The organism is Reyranella sp. CPCC 100927, assembly GCF_007859315.1.
In the GTDB taxonomy this organism is placed as follows: Bacteria; Pseudomonadota; Alphaproteobacteria; order Reyranellales; family Reyranellaceae; genus Vineibacter.
Genome location: NZ_VOHA01000009.1, coordinates 157,907 through 175,927, shown reverse-complemented (window position 1 = coordinate 175,927; position 18,021 = coordinate 157,907). Strand labels below are relative to the sequence as shown.

19 protein-coding genes are annotated in these 18,021 nt (G+C 67.6%); 3 read left to right on the top strand and 16 right to left on the bottom strand.

Annotated elements, in window-relative coordinates:
• Positions 1–5: 5 nt before the first annotated feature.
• From FQU96_RS23670 to FQU96_RS23625, 10 genes are all read right to left on the bottom strand, one after another.
• Positions 6–608 carry a GNAT family N-acetyltransferase gene (locus tag FQU96_RS23670; protein WP_255468459.1) on the bottom strand — a complete coding sequence of 201 codons (603 nt, stop codon included), beginning with the start codon at positions 606–608 and terminating at the stop codon, positions 6–8.
• 104 nt (positions 609–712) lie between these two features.
• On the bottom strand, positions 713–1,975 hold the full coding sequence (locus FQU96_RS23665) for a pitrilysin family protein (RefSeq protein WP_146543818.1): 1,263 nt from the start codon (positions 1,973–1,975) through the stop codon (positions 713–715).
• On the bottom strand, positions 1,972–3,393 hold the full coding sequence (gene thrC / locus FQU96_RS23660; RefSeq protein ID WP_146543817.1) for a threonine synthase: 1,422 nt from the start codon (positions 3,391–3,393) through the stop codon (positions 1,972–1,974). The genes FQU96_RS23665 and thrC overlap by 4 nt, the downstream gene beginning before the upstream one ends.
• A gap of 112 nt (positions 3,394–3,505) precedes the next feature.
• On the bottom strand, positions 3,506–3,760 hold the full coding sequence (locus tag FQU96_RS23655; RefSeq protein WP_146543816.1) for a DUF1272 domain-containing protein: 255 nt from the start codon (positions 3,758–3,760) through the stop codon (positions 3,506–3,508).
• 59 nt (positions 3,761–3,819) lie between these two features.
• A complete protein-coding gene (gene tatB / locus FQU96_RS23650; protein ID WP_146543815.1) occupies positions 3,820–4,371 on the bottom strand; it encodes a Sec-independent protein translocase protein TatB in 552 nt (183 codons plus the stop codon).
• Between the two features lie 23 nt (positions 4,372–4,394).
• Positions 4,395–4,655, bottom strand: a complete 261-nt coding sequence (locus tag FQU96_RS23645) for a twin-arginine translocase TatA/TatE family subunit (RefSeq protein WP_146543814.1) — start codon at positions 4,653–4,655, stop codon at positions 4,395–4,397.
• A 118-nt stretch (positions 4,656–4,773) separates the two neighbouring features.
• Positions 4,774–5,895 (bottom strand): ABC transporter ATP-binding protein, encoded by a 1,122-nt coding sequence (locus tag FQU96_RS23640; RefSeq protein ID WP_146543813.1) that lies wholly within the window; start codon positions 5,893–5,895, stop codon positions 4,774–4,776.
• 96 nt (positions 5,896–5,991) lie between these two features.
• A complete protein-coding gene (locus tag FQU96_RS23635) occupies positions 5,992–6,171 on the bottom strand; it encodes a hypothetical protein (RefSeq protein WP_146543812.1) in 180 nt (59 codons plus the stop codon).
• A 245-nt stretch (positions 6,172–6,416) separates the two neighbouring features.
• The gene (locus tag FQU96_RS23630; protein WP_146543811.1) at positions 6,417–7,589 is read right to left on the bottom strand and encodes an alpha-hydroxy acid oxidase; all 1,173 of its coding nucleotides are present in this window, start codon (positions 7,587–7,589) and stop codon (positions 6,417–6,419) included.
• A 98-nt stretch (positions 7,590–7,687) separates the two neighbouring features.
• Complete coding sequence (locus tag FQU96_RS23625) at positions 7,688–8,662, bottom strand: tripartite tricarboxylate transporter substrate binding protein (protein WP_146543810.1); 975 nt, start codon at positions 8,660–8,662, stop codon at positions 7,688–7,690.
• A 193-nt stretch (positions 8,663–8,855) separates the two neighbouring features.
• Between FQU96_RS23625 and FQU96_RS23620 the strand changes: the two genes are divergently transcribed.
• Positions 8,856–9,635 (top strand): enoyl-CoA hydratase-related protein, encoded by a 780-nt coding sequence (locus tag FQU96_RS23620; RefSeq protein ID WP_146543809.1) that lies wholly within the window; start codon positions 8,856–8,858, stop codon positions 9,633–9,635.
• A gap of 12 nt (positions 9,636–9,647) precedes the next feature.
• Entirely contained in the window at positions 9,648–10,502 is an 855-nt protein-coding gene (locus tag FQU96_RS23615; protein WP_146543808.1) for an SDR family oxidoreductase, read from the top strand.
• Positions 10,503–10,562: 60 nt separating this feature from the next.
• Here FQU96_RS23615 and FQU96_RS23610 read toward each other — a convergent pair whose 3' ends face one another.
• From FQU96_RS23610 to FQU96_RS23590, 5 genes are read right to left on the bottom strand one after another with little or no spacing between them, the layout of a single operon-like run.
• Entirely contained in the window at positions 10,563–11,411 is an 849-nt protein-coding gene (locus FQU96_RS23610) for an ABC transporter permease (protein WP_146543807.1), read from the bottom strand.
• A complete protein-coding gene (locus FQU96_RS23605; protein WP_146543806.1) occupies positions 11,408–12,223 on the bottom strand; it encodes an ABC transporter ATP-binding protein in 816 nt (271 codons plus the stop codon). The genes FQU96_RS23610 and FQU96_RS23605 overlap by 4 nt, the downstream gene beginning before the upstream one ends.
• A gap of 5 nt (positions 12,224–12,228) precedes the next feature.
• Positions 12,229–13,431: an LLM class flavin-dependent oxidoreductase gene (locus FQU96_RS23600; protein WP_146543805.1), complete on the bottom strand. Its 1,203-nt coding sequence runs from the start codon at positions 13,429–13,431 to the stop codon at positions 12,229–12,231.
• Between the two features lie 23 nt (positions 13,432–13,454).
• Entirely contained in the window at positions 13,455–14,465 is a 1,011-nt protein-coding gene (locus FQU96_RS23595; RefSeq protein WP_146543804.1) for an ABC transporter substrate-binding protein, read from the bottom strand.
• Positions 14,466–14,502: 37 nt separating this feature from the next.
• A complete protein-coding gene (locus FQU96_RS23590; protein WP_218574837.1) occupies positions 14,503–15,741 on the bottom strand; it encodes a CaiB/BaiF CoA-transferase family protein in 1,239 nt (412 codons plus the stop codon).
• Positions 15,742–15,816: 75 nt separating this feature from the next.
• On the opposite strand from FQU96_RS23590, the gene FQU96_RS23585 reads away from it, so the two are divergent.
• Positions 15,817–16,728: a LysR family transcriptional regulator gene (locus FQU96_RS23585; protein ID WP_178130673.1), complete on the top strand. Its 912-nt coding sequence runs from the start codon at positions 15,817–15,819 to the stop codon at positions 16,726–16,728.
• 41 nt (positions 16,729–16,769) lie between these two features.
• Here the strand turns inward: FQU96_RS23585 and FQU96_RS23580 are convergent, their stop codons facing one another.
• On the bottom strand, positions 16,770–17,981 hold the full coding sequence (locus FQU96_RS23580; protein WP_146543801.1) for an acyl-CoA dehydrogenase family protein: 1,212 nt from the start codon (positions 17,979–17,981) through the stop codon (positions 16,770–16,772).
• Between the last annotated feature and the right edge of the window lie 40 nt (positions 17,982–18,021).

The window sequence follows — 18,021 nt, the reverse complement described above, 5'->3', positions numbered from 1 at the left end:
CGGCGTCAGCGGCCGTACAACGTTCGGTAGTCCCCGACCAGCAGGCCGAACAGCAGGTGGTCATGCCACTTGCCGTTGATCTTGAGGTAGTGCCGCGCGATGCCTTCCTCGCGGAAGCCGACTTTGTGCAGCACGGCGCGGCTGGGCCCATTGGACGGCAGGCAGGCCGCCTCCAGGCGGTTCAGCCGGATCTCGTCGAAGATGAAGGGCAACATGGCGCGCAGCGCCTCGGTCATCAGGCCCTGGCCGGCATGGGCCTGGCCCATCCAGTAGCCGACATTGGCGCTCTGGGCCACGCCGCGGCGCACGTTGGATACCGAGATACCGCCCACCAGCTGGCGCGGGTTGCTGCGGAAGATGAAGAACGTGTAGCCCTCGCCGGCCCGCCACTCCTGCATGTAGTGCCGCAGGCGGCGGCGATAGGCGTCGCGGGTCAGGGCGTCCTCGCCCCAGGTCGGCTCCCACGGCGTCAGGTAGGCCCGGCTGGCAGCGCGCAATTCGGCCCATTCACGCCAGTCGTCGGCGGCAGGCGCGCGCAGAAAGACACGCTCCCCCTGCAGGCGCGGCGTCGACATCAACGCCAGGGGCACATCAGAGAACCGGAACATCGATGGGCGGACCCCGCCAGGATTTCGCTCACCATACACCAGCCCGGCGAATTTCTCACGCCCGAGGATCGGATGTCTGGCCCCCACAATCCGGGGCACGGCCTTCAGGCCTTCAGGCGCCGCGCGATGGCGTCGTAGCTTTCCAGCTTGTCGATCGGCCCCAGGGCGCAGACGGCGGGCGGTGAAGCCAGCAGCCGGCGTGCCACCCGGCGCACGGCATCGGTGTCGACCGCCTCGATACGGTCGACGGTCTCCGTGTAGGGGATCGGCCGCCCGTAGATCAGCAGTTGCCGCGCCGCCTGCTCGCATCGTGAATGGCTCGATTCCAGTGCCATCAGGGTGCCGGCCTTGAGCTGGGCCCGGGCGCGGGCAACCTCGGCGTCATCGACGTCGTCAGCCACCTTGCGGAATTCCTCGCACACGATCGGCACCAGCTCGGGCAGGCTGTCGCCGGCGGTGCCGGCGTAGATCCCGAACAGGCCGCCGTCGCGATAGGCGGCGTTGAACGAATAGATCGAATAGACCAGGCCCCTGTCCTCGCGAATGCGCTGGAACAGGCGAGAGGACATGCCGCCGCCGAACAGGGTCGAAAACACGGCCAGCGCATGATGATCGGGGTCGAGATAGCTGAACGCCTCGCCGCCGATCACCAGGTGGGCCTGCTCGAGGTCGTCGCTGTCACGCCGATCGCCGCCGGCGAAGACCGGGGCCGTTACAGCGACGTCACCGGTGGCACGCGGCAGCCGTCCGAACGCCTTGTTCGCCAGGTCGACAAAGCGGTCGTGCTCGATCGCACCGCCCGCCGACAGCACCATGCGCTCGGCGACGTAGCGGTTGCGCAGCCAGTCGAAGAGGTCGTCGCGGGCAATCGCGTTGACCGTCGCCTCGGTCCCCAGCACCGGCCGGCCCAGCGCTTGTTCCGGAAAGGCCACGGCCTGGAAGTTGTCGAAGATCACGTCGTCGGGCGTGTCGTTGGCCTGGCCGATCTCCTGCAGCACGACACCGCGCTCGCGCTGCAGCTCTTCCTCGACGAAGGTCGAGTCGAGCAGGATGTCGGCCACCAGGTCGACGGCCAGCGCGACGTCGTCCTTCAGGACGGCGGCGTGGTAGGCGGTGAGCTCCCGGCCGGTGAAGGCATTGAGGCTGCCGCCGACATTCTCGATCTCTTCGGCAATGCCCCGCGCGGTGCGCCGCTTGGTGCCCTTGAAGGCCATATGCTCGAGCAGGTGCGCGATGCCGTTGCGCGGCGCCGGCTCGTGCCGGGCGCCCGCCGCCACCCACATGCCCAGCGCCACGGTCTCGACATGGTCCATTGTGTCGGTGACGACGCGCAGGCCATTGTCCAGAGTCGTGATGCGTATGGTCATGCGAACACCGCGGCGTCATCCATCAGGCGCTTCAGTGCGCCGATGTCATTGGGCAAAGTCTGGTAGCGCTCCGGCTTGGCCGCCAGGGCCGCCAGGCGGGCCGGCATCGGCGGCGCCTCGCCGGTCGCCTGCTTGACCGCGTCGGGGAATTTGGCCGGATGCGCCGTGCTCAACACGACCATCGGCACCGCGCGATCGCCGCGCTTCTGGCGCGCCACGGCGTAGCCGACGGCAGTATGCGGATCGAGCAGTTCGCCGGTCTCGCGTTGGGCATCGGCGATGGCCCGCAGGGTGTCACCGTCATCCAGCCGGCCGGCATCGAACGTGGCCCGGGCACGGGCGAGCTGCGCGGCACTGACATTCATGTTGCCGCTCGCGCGGAAGCTCTCCATGGCCGCTGCCAGTGCCTTGCCGTCGCGGTCGAACAGGTCGAACAGGTAGCGCTCGAAGTTGCTCGAGACCTGGATGTCCATGCTGGGCGAGAAGGTCGGCGTGACGCCGGTGATGCGCTGCTCGCCGCTTTCGATGAAGCGCGTCAGGATGTCGTTGCTGTTGGACGCAATCAGCAGCCGCTCGATCGGCAATCCCATCGCACGCGCGGCGTAGCCGGCATAGATGTTGCCGAAATTGCCCGTCGGCACGCAGAACGACACCGGCCGGTCGGGCGCGCCGAGCTGCAGGGCGGCATGGAAGTAGTAGACGATCTGCGCCATGACGCGCGCGAAGTTGATCGAGTTCACCGCCGTCAGGTGGTGGCGGTCGCGGAACGCCAGATCGTTGAAGCAGGCCTTGGCCAGGTCCTGGCAGTCGTCGAACGTGCCCTCGATCGCGATGTTGTGCACGTTGGGCGACAGCACGGTCGTCATCTGCCGCCGCTGCACCTCGCTGACGCGCCCTTGCGGGTGGAGCATGAAGATGTCGATGGCCTTGCGGTCACGAACGGCCTCGATGGCGGCCGAGCCGGTATCGCCCGACGTGGCGCCCACGATGCGGGCGCGGTGTCCCGAGCGGGTCAGCAGCGCGTCCAGCAGGCGCCCCAGCAGTTGCAGCGCCACATCCTTGAAAGCGAACGTCGGGCCGTGGAACAGCTCGAGCAGGTGCAGCCCGTCAACCGGCAGCGCCTTGAGGCGCACGACCTCGGCGTCATCGAACGAGGCGTAGGCCTCGCGCACCAGCCGGCTGAAGGTCGCGGCATCGACGGTATCGCCCACGAACGGCGCCATGATGCGGGTCGCCAGCTCGGCATACGGCAGGCCGCGCAGCGCCGCGATGTCGGCGGGCGACAGGACAGGCCACCGTTCCGGCACGTAAAGGCCGCCATCACGAGCGAGGCCAGCCAGCATCACCTGTTCGAAGGTGAGCCGTTCCAAAGGAGTGCGCGAACCCTGGCGGGTACTGATGTAACGAAGGTCTGACATGGTCCGGGGGGCGATAGGGCGCGGACCATAGCCGTGGGGGTCACCCGGCGCAACGGCAGTGCGGTCGCGGGTGCCGTTCCCGGCACCCGGTATTCTCAGTTATTCTGAATCTTTATTCGGCAGCCTGGACGCAGGGTGCATGCTCTTTGTTCACCCGCTTGGTCGAGGGCGGGAATTTGGCCAGCAGCCGCTCCGGCCGGGTCGGCCGCTGGACCAAGTCGCCGCCGCAGTTAGGGCAGCGGCCGCCGAAGCGGGTCTGCGCACACGTCGCGCAGAAAGTACACTCGAACGTGCAGATCAGCGCATCGGAGGCGCCGTTGGGCAGGTCCTTGTCGCAACATTCGCAATTGGGGCGCAGGTCAAGCACCGGAGCACTCCGTTCTTTGAACTCTCGCCCCACAGACGGGGCGAGGACATGTCCGATCGTCAACCGACGGCGACCTTGGGCGGCGCCGCCGGCTGGTTGGCAGGCGTTGGTACGACGGGTTCGCTCGGGGACGTTTCGGCCGGAACCGAAGCAACGTTGTCGCTGACCGGCGGTACGGCGGCCACCTCCGCCTCCACCGGCGATATCGTCGCGTCGGGTTCGACGGGAGCCGCGAGCTCCGCCGTGGCGACGGGCGGCGGCACCTGGGCATCGGCAGTCGCCGAGTCGATCGAAGCGCGCGCGGCCGCCATTTCCTTTTCCACGTCGCTGGCGCCTTCGGCGATGGCCGCCTTGATCTCGCGCGTCGGGTCGAGCCCTTGCAGATCGAGCACCGCATCCTTGGTGCCGGCCTCGACCTGCTTCTTCAGCTCATCCAGGTCAGCCTGCCGCATCATGTCGTCGACATGGCCGCGGAATTCGCCCGCCATGTTGCGCGCCGTCGCCATCCAGCGGCCGACCGTGCGCAACATGCCCGGCAATTCCTTCGGGCCGATCACGACAAGCGCTATGGCGGCAATGACCAGCAGTTCGGGAGCGTCGATGCCGAACATGGTGTACGCGGCCCGGACTTAGCTCAGGTCTTGGCGTGTTCCTTGGACCCGGTCGCAGCCGGATCGTGGGTCGAGCCCTGACCGATCGGCTTGGCATCATCACCGGGCGCCGTGCTGCTCCTGGCTGCCTGGTCCTGCTGGCCGTCACTAGACACGCCCTTCTTGAAGGCGCTCAGGCCTTTGCCGAAATCGCCCATCAGCTGTGAGATCTTGCCGCGACCGCCGAACAGCAGCAGTACGACCGCCAGCACGATCAACCAATGCCAAATGCTGAAACTACCCATAGCCCGCCTCCTGCCTGTCGATGGCCGGACCTGTGCCCGGAAACCTTAACTGTTTTATGGCCTACCGCCCGCCGGGCCGCAACTCAGCCTCGCGCAGAGTTGCACCGGGCGCCACCTGTCATGTGGGGACTGGTGCCGGAAAAACGAAGGCCTGCCGCGGATCCAGCGCGATCTGCAGGTCACTGCCTTCGGCCGGCAGAAACTGGCCGGGGACCCGCACATGCCAGTGGCTGTGCGTTTCAGGACCGCCGGGGCCATCGTGGCGATGCGTCGGGTCAGTCTGCAGGCAGACATGCACCCAGCTGGTACGGCCCAACAACCGCGCCGCCAGCACCCGGGCCGACAGGACACCGATGGGCGGTTCGCTGACAATGCCCTGCTCGGCACCGTTCACCTTCAGCGCCTCCGGCCGGATCAGTACGTGGACAGCCAAACCGTCAGCGTGGCCGTTCACCGGCAGCATGCCGAAGGGCGTGCGCACGGCGCCGCCCTGTACCACGCCATCGATACGGTTCACCTCGCCCATGAACTCAGCCACGAATTCGCTGGCCGGCTGCGTGTAGATTTCTGACGGCGACCCGATCTGCTCCAGGCGTCCCTCGCGCATGACGGCGATGCGGTCGGCCATGAACATCGCTTCTTCCGGGTCGTGCGTGACGACCATTGCCGTGACTTGGTCCGACTTCAGCAGGTGCAGGGCCTCGTCGCGCACGGCCGACCGCAGACGCGTATCCAGCCCCGAGAACGGCTCGTCGAGCAGGATGACGCGCGGCGCCGGCGCCAAGGCGCGCGCCAGGGCGACGCGCTGCTGCTGACCACCGGAAAGCTGATGCGGCCAGGCGCGGGTGTAGCCGTCCAGGTGCACGCGGCTCAGCATGCCCTCGATACGGGACCGCTTGGCGGCCGTCGCCATTTTGCGCAGCCCGTAACCGACGTTGCCGGCGATGTCGAGATGGGGGAACAGGGCCATGTCCTGGAACACGAAACCCACGCCCCGCGCCTCGGGGGGCAGGTCGCGCCCAGGCTCGCCGACCACGCGGCCGGCGACGGTGATGCGCCCGCGCTGCAGCGGTTCCAGGCCGGCGACCAGGCGCAGCACCGTGGTCTTGCCGCAACCTGACGGGCCCAGCAGGCACACCAGTTCGCCCGGCGCCACGGCCAGCGCAAAGTCACGCACCACGGGGTTGCCGTCGTAAGCGTGGTGAATGTCGGTGAGATCGAGGCCGGCGGGTCCGGTCATTCCCGGTTCATAGCCGCTGGCGTGACGCTACTCCAGTACCGCGTTGAACCTCCAGCGCGGCGGCCTGCCGCCGCGGGAGAATGCTGCGCCGCCCCTTCAGGCCGCGCTCGATAACCCGAGACTGGCCGGCAGATCGTTTCGATGGTCGCGCATGAGACCGTCGGGGGGTACCGAGGCATCGAGCTGGGCGTACAGATAGGTTCCCACGCACGTCTTCGACGCACCGCTGGAATTGGCGTAGACCGCGACGCTCTCCCCTTCCTCGATGGCCAGCAACAGCCCGGCTCCGTGCCAAACGCCCCGATTGACGGCTTCAAATCCTGGCGCAACGAAGAATGTCTTGCACATGATGAAATGACCTTGGTGTTTTGCTAACACGGTCCCACGCACGGGAAAGTAGAACACCGCGCGCAGCCGACTGGCAAAACAGCAACGGTCAGGACGTGAAATCGTCGCGTTTGGTGGCCGCCGCCGGTCATGGTGATTTCACGCCTGCCAGACGACGGCCTCTGTCGCAGCCGCTAGGACCGCTGGTTGCGGCGCCAATCCTCTTCGCGCTCCCGTAGCAAAAAGTCGGGTCCCAGGTGGTCAAGGCTCGGACAGCCGATCTGGCCCATGGTCAGATCAATTTCGCGACGCAGAATATTGATTGCCTTGGTGACGCCGGCCTGACCGCCCACGGTGGCCCCGTAGAGGGTGGCACGGCCGACAAAGACGAACTTGGCGCCCAGGCACAGGGCGGTCAGCGCATCGACGCCACGGCGCACGCCACTATCCAGCATCAGGGTGAGACGATCGCCGACGGCGTCGCGGATGGCCGGAAGCACGTCCACCGGCGACGGCGCCCGGTCCAGCTGTCGCGCGCCATGGTTGGACACCATGATCCCGTCGACGCCCAGCGACGCGGCCCGGACGGCGTCATCGCTGTGCATGATTCCTTTGATCACGAATTTTCGCGGCCACAGGCGTCGAAACGACTCGACGTCGCGCCAGGTGAGTGGCGCGGCCGTCTGGCTGGCGACAAAGGCAGCGACGGCATCGGCGCTGGCACCCTTCTCGACATAGGGCGCCCAGTTGGAAAACATGGGTGTGCCCTGTTTCAGGTATCCCGCCAGCCAGCCCGGATGGCGCAGTGCCTCGAGCTTGGTGCCCCAGGACAGTTTCAGCGGCCGCGTGAAGCCATTGCGCTGGTTGCGTTCGCGGTTGGAATGCACCGGCACGTCGACCGTGAGCACCAGGGTCGACAAGCCAGCCGCTTCGGCGCGCCGGATCATGTCCTCGGAGATCTTTTTGTCGCGCGCGGCGTAGAGTTGGTACCAGCCATGGTCGGGCGCGACCTTGGCGAGATCCTCGATCGAGGCCGTGCTGCTGCCCGACATGATGAAGGGAACGTTGGCCTCGCGCGCCGCCGCGGCCAGCATCAGGTCGGCACCCGGCCGGAACAGACTGGCGAGGCCGGTCGGCGCTATGCCGAACGGACTGGCGTAGGTTCGCCCGAAGAGGGGCGCCGACTGATCGCGCGTCGAGACATCGACCAGGTAACGCGGCACCAGGCGGTGCTGGCGGAAGGCCTGTTCGTTGACATTCAGGCCATCCTCGTCCTCGACGCCGCCCTCGATGAAGTCGAACGCAATCTTGGGCAGCCGCCGCTTGGCCGCGCGCCGCAGATCGTCGACGTTGACTATGCCGTCCATCGTTTCCCCTGCCGCTCTTGGTTACGTTCCGAACCCTACGCGACTTTCTGCCCGTCCGACGGCCGTGAAAACGCATGCCCGGCAGGCAAGAACGACGATCACGCCGGCGGCTTGATACCGGCTTCCTTGATGACCTTGCGCCACCGCACGGTCTCGCTGGCCAGGCGCTCGGTGTAGGCCTGTGCCGGACCACCCGTGGGAATGTAGCCCAGCGACATCAGCCGCTCGCGCACCGCCTCGACGCCGAGCGCCTTGTTGATGGCGGCGTTGTAGGTCGCGATGACGTCCGCTGGCGTTCCGGCCGGCGCCGTGACACCGAAATAGACGGCAGCCTCGAGATCCGGCAGGCCCAGTTCCTGCGCCGTCGGCACGTCCGGGACGGCAGCAACGCGCTTGGGCGCGCCGACGATCAGCCCGCGCATCGTGCCCGAACGGACCTGCTGGTCGACCGGCGTGGTGACGTCGACGAACGCCGGCACGTGGCCGGCGACGACGTCGCGCAACGCCTCGGCGGCCGCCTTGTAGGGGATGTGCTCCAGCTTGCGGCCGACTTTCAGGTTCAGAAGCTCGCCCCACAGGTGCGGCAGGCCGCCGGTGCTTGAGGTCCCGTAGGGCACCGTGCCGGGCTGCTCCTTCAGCCACGCGGTGAAATCCGCCAGGGTCTTGGCGGGATGGCTGGCCCGTACGCCGAGAAAAACCGGGATGTCGGCGAACTGGGCGACCGCCGTCAGGCTCTTCTGCGGGTCGATCGGCAGCGGAATGTCGAACGCCGGCAGCAGCGCCGCGGTCGTCGTCGTCAGCAGCAATGTCGTTCCGTCGGGCTTGCTGTGGGCGACGGACTGCATGCCGACCATGGTGCCGCCGCCCGGCTTGTTGTCGACGATCACCGACCGGCCGAGATCGGCCGCCATGCGCTCGGCCAGTAACCGCCCCGCCGTATCGGTCGACCCGCCGGGACCATAGGGTACCACCAGCCGGATGGGCTGCCCGCCCGTTTGACCGACGACAGGCCCCGCCGACGCCGTCGCGGCAATCGCCATACCCGCCTGCATGACCTGTCTGCGTCTGATCATCGTCTTTGCGTCTCCCTGATGCGCCAGCCCGATCTGCACGGGCCGTGGTCCGTGGTCAATGCGTGGCAGCGCCGGCCATCCATGACGTCACCGCAACCCGGACCCCGGAAAGTGAATGGCATTCATTTTTATTGCCGGCGGTCAGTGACCCTTCCTACTATGGTGACTGGATCGTCCTGCGCGGAGTTGCACCATGTTGGAAGTCACGTGCGAGCGGCGCGGCGCCGCGTTGTGGATCATCATCGATCGCGAGGAGCGGCGTAACGCGCTGAACGAGGACGTCGCGCGCGGTATCTCCGACGGCATCCGGCTGGCCCAGGACGATCGCTCGATCCGTGCCGTGGTGCTGACGGGCGCCGGCGATCGCGTATTCTGCGCCGGCGGCGACGTGAAGCCGGATGCCGAGGGCAATCCGTTCGATGCCGACCCGGCACAGCCGCGCAACCCGATCGTCGAGCTGTTCAAGGAGATGGAGCGCTGCGACGTGCCGATCGTGGCGCGCGTCAACGGCCATGCCTTCGGCGGCGGTTTCGGCCTGATGTGCGCCTGCGACATGGCGGTGGCGGCCGAGGAGGCCAAACTGGGCACGCCCGAAGCGCGCATCGGCCTGTTCCCCATGATGATCCTGCCCTACATGCTGCGTGTCGTGCCGCGCCGCGCCCTGCTGGAAATGTGCGTCACCGGCGAGCCATGGACGGCGGCCGAAGCCAAGGCGCTGGGCATCGTCAACCACGTCGCACCGGCGGCCGAACTCGACGACAAGCTCGACTGGTTCCTGGCCCGCTTCACCGACAACTCACCGACCGCGGTCCGGTTGGGCAAGCACGCCCTGCATGCCATCCAGGACATGACCCTGCCGCAGAGCCTCGACTTCGCACAGAACTTCCTGGTTCAGATGGCCCGCACCGAGGATGCCCGCGAGGGCTTCCGCGCGTTCAACGAACGCCGGCGTCCCAACTGGCCAGGCCGGTGAGGAGCCGATCCGATGAGCACGCCCGTTTCCTTCGGACTGAGTGACGAAGACCTGCTGAAATTGCCGCTTCATTTCCGTCCGGACCTGTTCGCCGGCCAGGTGGTGCTGGTGTCGGGCGCTGGCAGCGGGCTGGGCAAGGCGATCGCCATCCAGTTCGCGCGCCTGGGCGCGCGGCTGGCGATCTGCGGCCGGCGCGTCGAGCGCCTGGAGGCGACCGCAGCCACCATCCGCGAGGTGGGCGGCACCTGCTCGGTTCATCCCATGACGATCCGCGATCCGGCGCAGGTCGAGCAGCTGATCGACACGGTGTGGACGGAACATGGCCGGCTCGATGTGCAAATCAACAATGCCGGCGGCCAGTTTCCACAGCCCGCCATCGACTATTCGACCAAGGGGTGGAACGCGGTCATCGACACCAACCTCAACGGCCCCTGGTACATGATGCAGCAGGCGGCCAAGCGTTGGCGCGATACCGGCACCACCGGCAGCATCGTCAACGTCGTCGCCGTGGTGTGGCGCGGCATGCCGGGCGTGGCGCACACCTGCGCGGCGCGCGCCGGCGTGATCTATCTCAGCAAGACGCTGGCCGTGGAATGGGCGCCGCTGCGCGTGCGCGTCAACTGCGTGGCGCCGGGCGTGATCGCCACCGAAGGCATGAACGTCTATCCCGACGAAGCGCGTGCCGAATTCGACCGCTCCAACCCGATGAAGCGCTTCGGCGACGTGCAGGATGTCACCGACGCCTGCTGCTACCTCGCCGGCCCGTCGGGGAAGTTCGTCACCGGCGAGGTGATCACCGTCGACGGCGGCAACCAGCTCTGGGGCGAGCAGTGGACCGCGGGCCGGCCGGAGTATTTCCGGGTGTGAGTGGGAGGCCGGCTTCCTGCCGGCACCCGATCATGCGCCGGCTTGACGCCGGCGCTCCGCCTACGGTGCGTCACCGCGCCAGCGCAGCAACACCTGCTCGACCCGCACCACGGTGAGGTTGAGCCCCAGCCCGATCACAGCCAGCACCAAGATCGTGCCCAGCACCCCTTCGGCGCGAAAGCTCGCCGCATGGAAGGCGATGCGCTGGCCCAGCCCCATATGGGCCGAGATCATCTCGCCCACCACCACCGCCAGCAGGGCATAGACTACGCCCAGCCGCAGCCCGCCGAAGATTGCCGGCACGGCGCCGGGCAGCAACACCTTCCAGAAAAGCTGCCGGTCGGTCGCACCCAGCGCCCGCATGGTCAGCACCAACTCGCGATCGAGGGAACGGATGCCGGCCTCAGTGTTCAGCATGAGGATGAAGAACACGAGGCTGACAGCCAGCGCCACTTTCGAGCCTTCGCCGACGCCGAACCAGATGATGAACATGGGCGCCAGCGCGACGCGCGGCAGAACGTTGAGAATGGTCAGGAAGGGATTGCTGACATCGGCCACGAACGGGAATTGCATGCGCACGATCCCGGCCGCGACCCCCGTCCCGGCGCCGATGGCAAATCCCGCCAGAGTCTCGCGCAAGGTAACCAGGACGTGCGGCCAGATGCTGCCGTCACGGACCTCCTCGACGAGGAAGCCGACGATGGCGCTGGGCTGGGAGAAGAAAAAGGGATCGATGGCGCCGATGTCGACGGTCCATTGCCACAGCCCGACGAACAGCCCCAGCACGATCGCGCGGGCGGCCCATACCCAGGCGGTACGCCAGCGGCGGCGGGCACGGCGGTCGGCTTCGCTGCGCGCCAGCGTGTCGAGCACGCGGCCCTCGCCGGCCGGCGGGGCGGCGGTCGTCACGACGCCGCCTCCCCTGCCTTCAATGCCTGCCACACCCGCTCGCTGAGCCTGAGATAGTGGTGGTCGAAGCGGATGCGCTCGGGATCGCGTGGCCGCGGCAGGTCGATGGCGATGTCGGCCTGGATGCGGCCAGGGCGGCGCGTCAGCACGATCACGCGATCGGCGAGTGCCACCGCCTCGGCCAGATCATGGGTGACGAACAGAACCGTCTTACGGTCGCGCTCCCAGATGCGCAGGAACTCGGTCTGCAGCATCAGTTTGGTCTGCGCGTCGAGCGCCGCGAACGGCTCATCCATCAGCAGCGTGTCGGGGTCGATGGCCAGCGTCCGCGCCAGGGCCACACGCTGGCGCATGCCCTGCGAGAGCTGCCAGGGATAGGAGCTGCCGAACGCCTTCAGGCCGACAAGGTCGAGCAGCCGACTGCCGGCTGCGCGCCGCTCTGCTGCCGGCACGCCGCGCAGTTCCAGCCCCACCTCGATGTTGCGCCGCGCCGACCGCCACGGCAGCAGGCCATCGCGTGCGAACATGTAGCCGGTGCGCCGCGAGGGGCGCGTCACGCGCGCGCCGTTCACGACAACGGAGCCGGCCACCGGCTGCACCAGCCCGGCAGCCATGTTGAGGATCGTGGTCTTGCCGCAGCCGCTGGCGCCGACCAGTGCCAGGAACTGACCGCGCGGCACAGCGAACGACACGTCGTCGAGCGCCAGGACGGGCGTTCCGGCCGGTGTCTGGAAAGCGTGCGAAACGCGCTCGACATGGATCGCGAGATCCAGATCGGCACGGGACGCAGCCTCGGAGAGGATGGCGTCCATCGTGATCAGGATTGCACGTCCCTGCCGCCAAGCGCCCGGTCGGCAAGGTCCGCCGGCACCTCGCGGCCGACATCGGTGAACGCGCGCTTCACGGCTTCGACGCTCGGCGTGAAGATGGCCTTGCGGTTCTCGCGCGCCCAGGCGTTGGAGGCGTGCAGGGACGTCAGCACGTCCTGGAATTGCGGCATCACGTAACGGGCGAATAGCTCGTAGCTGCGCATCGTGTCCTCGCGGCTGGCCCATTCATGGGCACGGAAGAGCACGCCGCCGAAGCCGCCGCCGCTCGCGTCGTAGAGTCGACGGATGCCGTGCGCAACGAGTTCCGGCGAGCCCACAAGGGTCGTTCCCATCTTTACGCCGTCGCGCAGCGGGTCATCGGACCGGCCAGCCGGCCGGCCGAGCGTGCGGTCGAAATATTCGACCGTTTCGGCGCGCTCGCCACGCCGCACCTGCGCCAAGGCTTCTTCATCGTCCTGGGCGACGTGGACGTTGACCACGATGCGCCACTTGGCACGGCTCACCGTCTTGCCGTGCCGGGCGGCCGTGTCCTCTGCGATCTGCCATTGCCGGGCCAGGGCCTCGGGGCCACCCGGCAACCCGGCGCCGATCGACAACACGCCAAGGCCATGCTTGCCGGCTGCCGTCATGCCGAACGGCGTGATGGTGCTGGCTACGGCGATCGGGAAGTGCGGCCGTGTGTAGGGCGCCAGATGCAGACGGGCATCGCGCAACTCGAACCAGTCGGTCGCAGCCGTCACCGGCTCGCCGCCGATCAGCAGGCGCATGATGACGTCCAGCGCCTCCTCCATGCGCGATCGCTGCGCCGCCGGCGGGATGTTCAGCATATAGGCGTCGGAGGTCAGCGCGCCGGGACCGCAGCCCAGCATTGCGCGGCCGCGAGTCATGTGGTCGAGCTGCACGAAGCGGTTCGCGACCATCAAAGGGTTGTGATACGGCAGGCTGGTGACGCCCGAGCCCAGCATGATGCGCCGCGTGCGTCCGGCGGCCGCGGCAATCATCAACTCGGGCGAGGAGACCAGCTCCCAGCCGGCGGAATGGTGCTCGCCGATCCAGACTTCGTCGTAGCCCAGCCGGTCGAGCCATTCGATCAACTCGAGGTCGCGCTCCAGCGCCAGCGTCGGGTTCTCGCCGAGACGATGGAAGGGCCCCAGGAAAATCCCGAACTTCATGGCGCTGTCGAGCGTCATCTGGTCCATCCTTTCCGGGGTTGTCACGGCAGATACTTGCCGGCGCCCGACCAGGCGAGCTGCCGGCAGTCCTGCATCTGGTTGGCCTTGATCAGCCCGTTGTCGACCTGAAACTTGCCGACATTTTCGGTGCCGGTGCAATTGAACCGCACATCGAAGGCTTTGCCGAGGCGCAGCAACACACCCTTCATCTGCTCGGCCTGCAGCGCCTTGTTGTACTTCGACCACACGGCCGCAACCTGCGCGGCATTGGCCGGATCGCGCACCACGGCGATGGCCGCTTCCTGCGCGGACTGGAAGCGCCGCATCATCTCGCCGTTCTTGTCGGCATGCGCCTTGGTCGAATGATAGACGCTCGACGTCCACGACGCGAACTCGGGAATGGTCTTGTCGGCCTGCAGGTCGAGCAGCACCCTGCCCCCGATGCTTTCGAGCACGGTCTGCACCGGCTCTATGGCCATGACCGCGTCGAGCTGTCCCGCCTTGAACGCTGCCACCGCGTCCGGCCCGAGTCCAACGGCCAGGAAGGTGGCGTCCTTCTCAGGGTCGAGACCAGCGTCGCGGAAGAAGCGGCGCGCGAAGTTGTGGCCGTCCGAGCCGATGGCCGGCACGCCGATCTTCTTGCCTCGCAGGTCGCGAACCAGGGCGGGGTAACCCGCCGCCTTGCTCGGCGTGGCCATGCCGGCGGAGACCACGATGCTCCAGACCGGCGCCGGAAAATTATCGACAATCGTCACCAGATCGCGGCCACGGCTGTTCACCAGCATCATGTTGCCGGGACTGTTGCTCATCAGGTCGACGGCGCCGCTGAACAGCGCCGCGGTGGCGTCCGGCGCGGCGCGGAAGTCCATCAGGGTCACGTCCAGCCCGTGCTTCGCATAGAGACCCAGGTCCTTGGCGACATAGGCTGGCACCGCCACAAGCGCGCCCGTGTAGACCGCAACACGCGCCTTGATCGCCTGCGCCGCCGCCATATCGGGCGCCAGGCCCAGCGCCGCCGCAATCGCGGCCCCCACCACCTGCCTTCTTTTCATCGTCTCTCCTCCCCCGTTATCTGGTCGTTGCGCAACATCACCCCGATACGCGAATGGCGCCGTCCTGCGCCAAGGCACCAATCTCCTCGGGACTGAGCCCGGCCCGACGCAAAATGTCCGCTGTGCCGGCGCCCAGCATCGGCGCCGATGTCGCGCTGGCCACACCCAGGCCGGCCACGCCGGGGCCCAGCTGCAGGAACTCGCCCGTGTCCCCTTGCAGGCGTTGCAGGCCGGGATCGACATGCTGGCCATGCCGAGCCTCGCACAGGAACTCGCCCATGCGCCGGACCCGCGCCGCCGGTACGCCTGCCGCATTCAGGCTGACTTCCAGAGCCGCCCCATCGTGGCGCGCGAACGCGCCTTCGAGGCGCCGCCGCAGTTCGGCGGCATCGACCGGCAGGACGTTGGTGGCGCCGCCCTCGCCCACCTGCCGGACCAACGCCGGATCGTCAGCCATGCCCGGCAGTCCGAGCTGGTCGCACAGCACGCCAAACTGACGCCTCGTGTTGGCTGCGACGGCAAGCCAGCCATCGGCGCAGCGGAAAGTGGCCGCGCCGGGCGAGCCGCTGAAGCCGCGATTGCCGGGCCGCGGGCCGTCCTGCGCGGTCGCCAGCACACGGACCGCCATCGGCCGCATAAGCTGCAGCGCGCCCTGCGCCAATGAGGTGTCGATGCGGCTGCCAGCATCGGTCGCCCCGCGCCGATGCAGTGCCGCCAGCACCGACATCGCACCCAGCATCCCGGTGGCGATGTCGACGACGGGAAAGCCGACCTTGGTCGGCGGGCCGCCCTCCTCGCCGCTGGCCATCATCATGCCGGTCAATGCCTGCACCACCTGGTCATAGGCCCCGAAGCGGCTCCAGGCACCGGTCTGGCCGTAGCCGGAAATAGACAGATAGATGATCCGCGGGTTGATGGCCCGGACCGCCTCGTATCCGATGCCCAGCCGCTCAGCCACGCCAGGCCGGAAATTCTCGATCAGCACGTCCGCATCACGCAGCAGGCCGAACAGCACGTCGCGCAGCCGCGGGTTCTTGAGGTCGATCGCCAGCGACTTCTTGCCGGCGTTCAGCGTCGCGAAGGTGCTCGACATGGCGCCCTCGGCCTCACCCTCGACGAACCGCATGACGTCGGGTGCCCGTGGGTTCTCGATCTTGAGCACGTCGGCGCCCAGGGCAGCCAGGTACATCGATGCCGCCGGCCCGGCGATGACGTGCGACAGGTCGATGACCCGCACGTCGGACAGGCATGGCGGCGGCATTTGCTCGGTTTCCATGGACCATACGCTATCCGCGCTGATGATAAGCTGGTAATAGCGGTTTCTGATGTACCGATAGAGAAGCCTTATCAGGTGGATCACCTTCGCCTGCGCGCCTTGACCCTGGTGGAGACGCTCGCCGACACCGGCTCGCTGCACCAGGCGGCCCGGCGCATGAACACGTCCCAGCCGGCGCTGTCGGTCATGCTGCAGGAGGTCGAGCGCACCCTGGGCGGCAAGCTCTTCGAGCGCACGCGCCGCGGCCTGGTGCCAACCGAAATGGGAGCGTACCTGATCCGCCAGGCCCGCCTGATCCTGGCCGACCTCCGACGGGTGCAGGACGAATTCGCTTCGACGCGCGAAGGCCGATCGCTGCTGCGCATTGGTGTCCTGCCACTGGTGATGCTGGAGGTGGTGCCCCAGGCCCTGGTGCAGTTGCGCCACGCCGTGCCCGGCGTGCAGGTCGAGTTCCGCGAAGGCGCCGCGTCGGAACTGCTGGCCGCGCTCTCGGAAGGCGCCCTCGACATGGTGGTCGGTCGCATGCTGCCGGAATTCACCGATAGCCATGACCTCGACTCCGTATTCCTGTTTGCCGAGTCGTTCCACATCATCGCCGGCCGGCACCATCGCCTGGCCGGGCGGCGGCGAATCTCCTGGCCGGCGTTGCAGGCGGCGCCTTGGATCGAGGCGCCACACAACACTGCGTTGCACAACTTCTTCGTCGAGGCTTTCCTGCGCCGGGGCTTGCGGCCGCCGCAGCCGATCTACCGCTCGGCCTCGTTCTACTCCTGCATCGCCATTCTGCGGACGTCGGACTGCCTGATGATGGTGCCGCACGAGGTCGCCCGTCACTTCGCCAGCCAGGATGCGATCCGGATCCTGGCCGTGAACGTGGGCGAGGCGTCGGCGCCGTTCTCGATCGTGAAGCGGCGGTCGCGCGCCACCACGCGCAGCGCCGCGGCCTTCGAGAAGGCCCTGCTGCAGACCGTGCGCGGACGACACTAGGGTTCGCAGAAGAGCGCCACTCCAATGGCGCGCCCGCTGCCTCACCCCTTCATCAGCTCGCCGGCGATGATCAGGCGGCGGATCTCGCTGGTGCCGGCGCCGATCTCCAGCAGCTTGGTGGCACGGTACAGCCGGTTGATCTCGGTCTCGCGCATGTAGCCGGCACCGCCGAAGATCTGCACGGCCTCGGTCACCACCTTGGTGCAACCTTCGGCCGCATAGAGAATGCAGGCCGCGGTCAGCTTGTGGATGTCGCCGCGCCCGCCGCCGCCAACCTCCAGCTCGTTGGCCGCCGCCATGGTGCGATAGCAGAACGTACGGATGGTCTCGACCAGCACATACATGTCGGCGAGCTTGGCCTGCACCATCTGGAACTCGCCGATCGGTTTGCCGAACTGGCGGCGCGTGCGGGCATAGTCCAGCGCCAGATCGAAAGCCCGTTCGGCCATGCCGAGATTGATCATGGCCACGATGGCGCGCTCCAGGTCGAGCCCGCTCATGACCACGGCGACACCCTTGTTCTCGGCCCCGACCCGGTTGGCCGCCGGCACGCGGCAATCGTCGAACACGAGTTCGGCGGTAACGCTGCCGCGGAAGCCCATCTTGTCGAGCTTCTGCGCCACCTTGAAGCCGGGAAAGCCCTTCTCGACGACGAACGCCGAAATACCCTTGGCGCCGGCCTCGCGATCGGTCTTGGCATAGACCAGGATCACATCGGCCACCGGCCCGTTGGTGATGTAGAGCTTGGTGCCGTTGAGCACGTAGTGATCGCCGTCGCGCCGTGCCGTCGTGGCCATCGCCCCCAGGGCGTCCGAACCGGCGCCCGGCTCGGTCAGCGCCAGGCAGCCGATCGCCGTTCCGTCGCACAGCCGCGGCACGTAGCGGCGGCGGATGGAATCGTCGGCGTTGCGCAGGATGTTGTTGAGGCACAGGTTTTCGTGCGCGATGTAGCTCAGCGACACGGCCGGGTTGGCCCGCCCCAGCGCCTGGGCGATCAGGCCCGAGGTGAAGAAGTCACCATCGGCGCCGCCCAGCTCGGATGGCGCCGTGACGCCGAGATAGCCCATGCGGGCCAGGGCCGGCATCACCTGCGGCGGCCACCACTCCTCGTCGTCCATGCGCTGCTGCAGCGGCGCCATTTCGGCGCGCGCAAAACGGTCGGCCTGGTCGAGCACGGCCTGCTGGTCGGCGGTCAGATCGAAGGAGGACGGCGACGGCCGGTTCACCAGATCGGCGGCGGATGGCGACGGCATGATTTCCTCCGTTTGCCTCGTTGACTTCGAAAAGTGAATG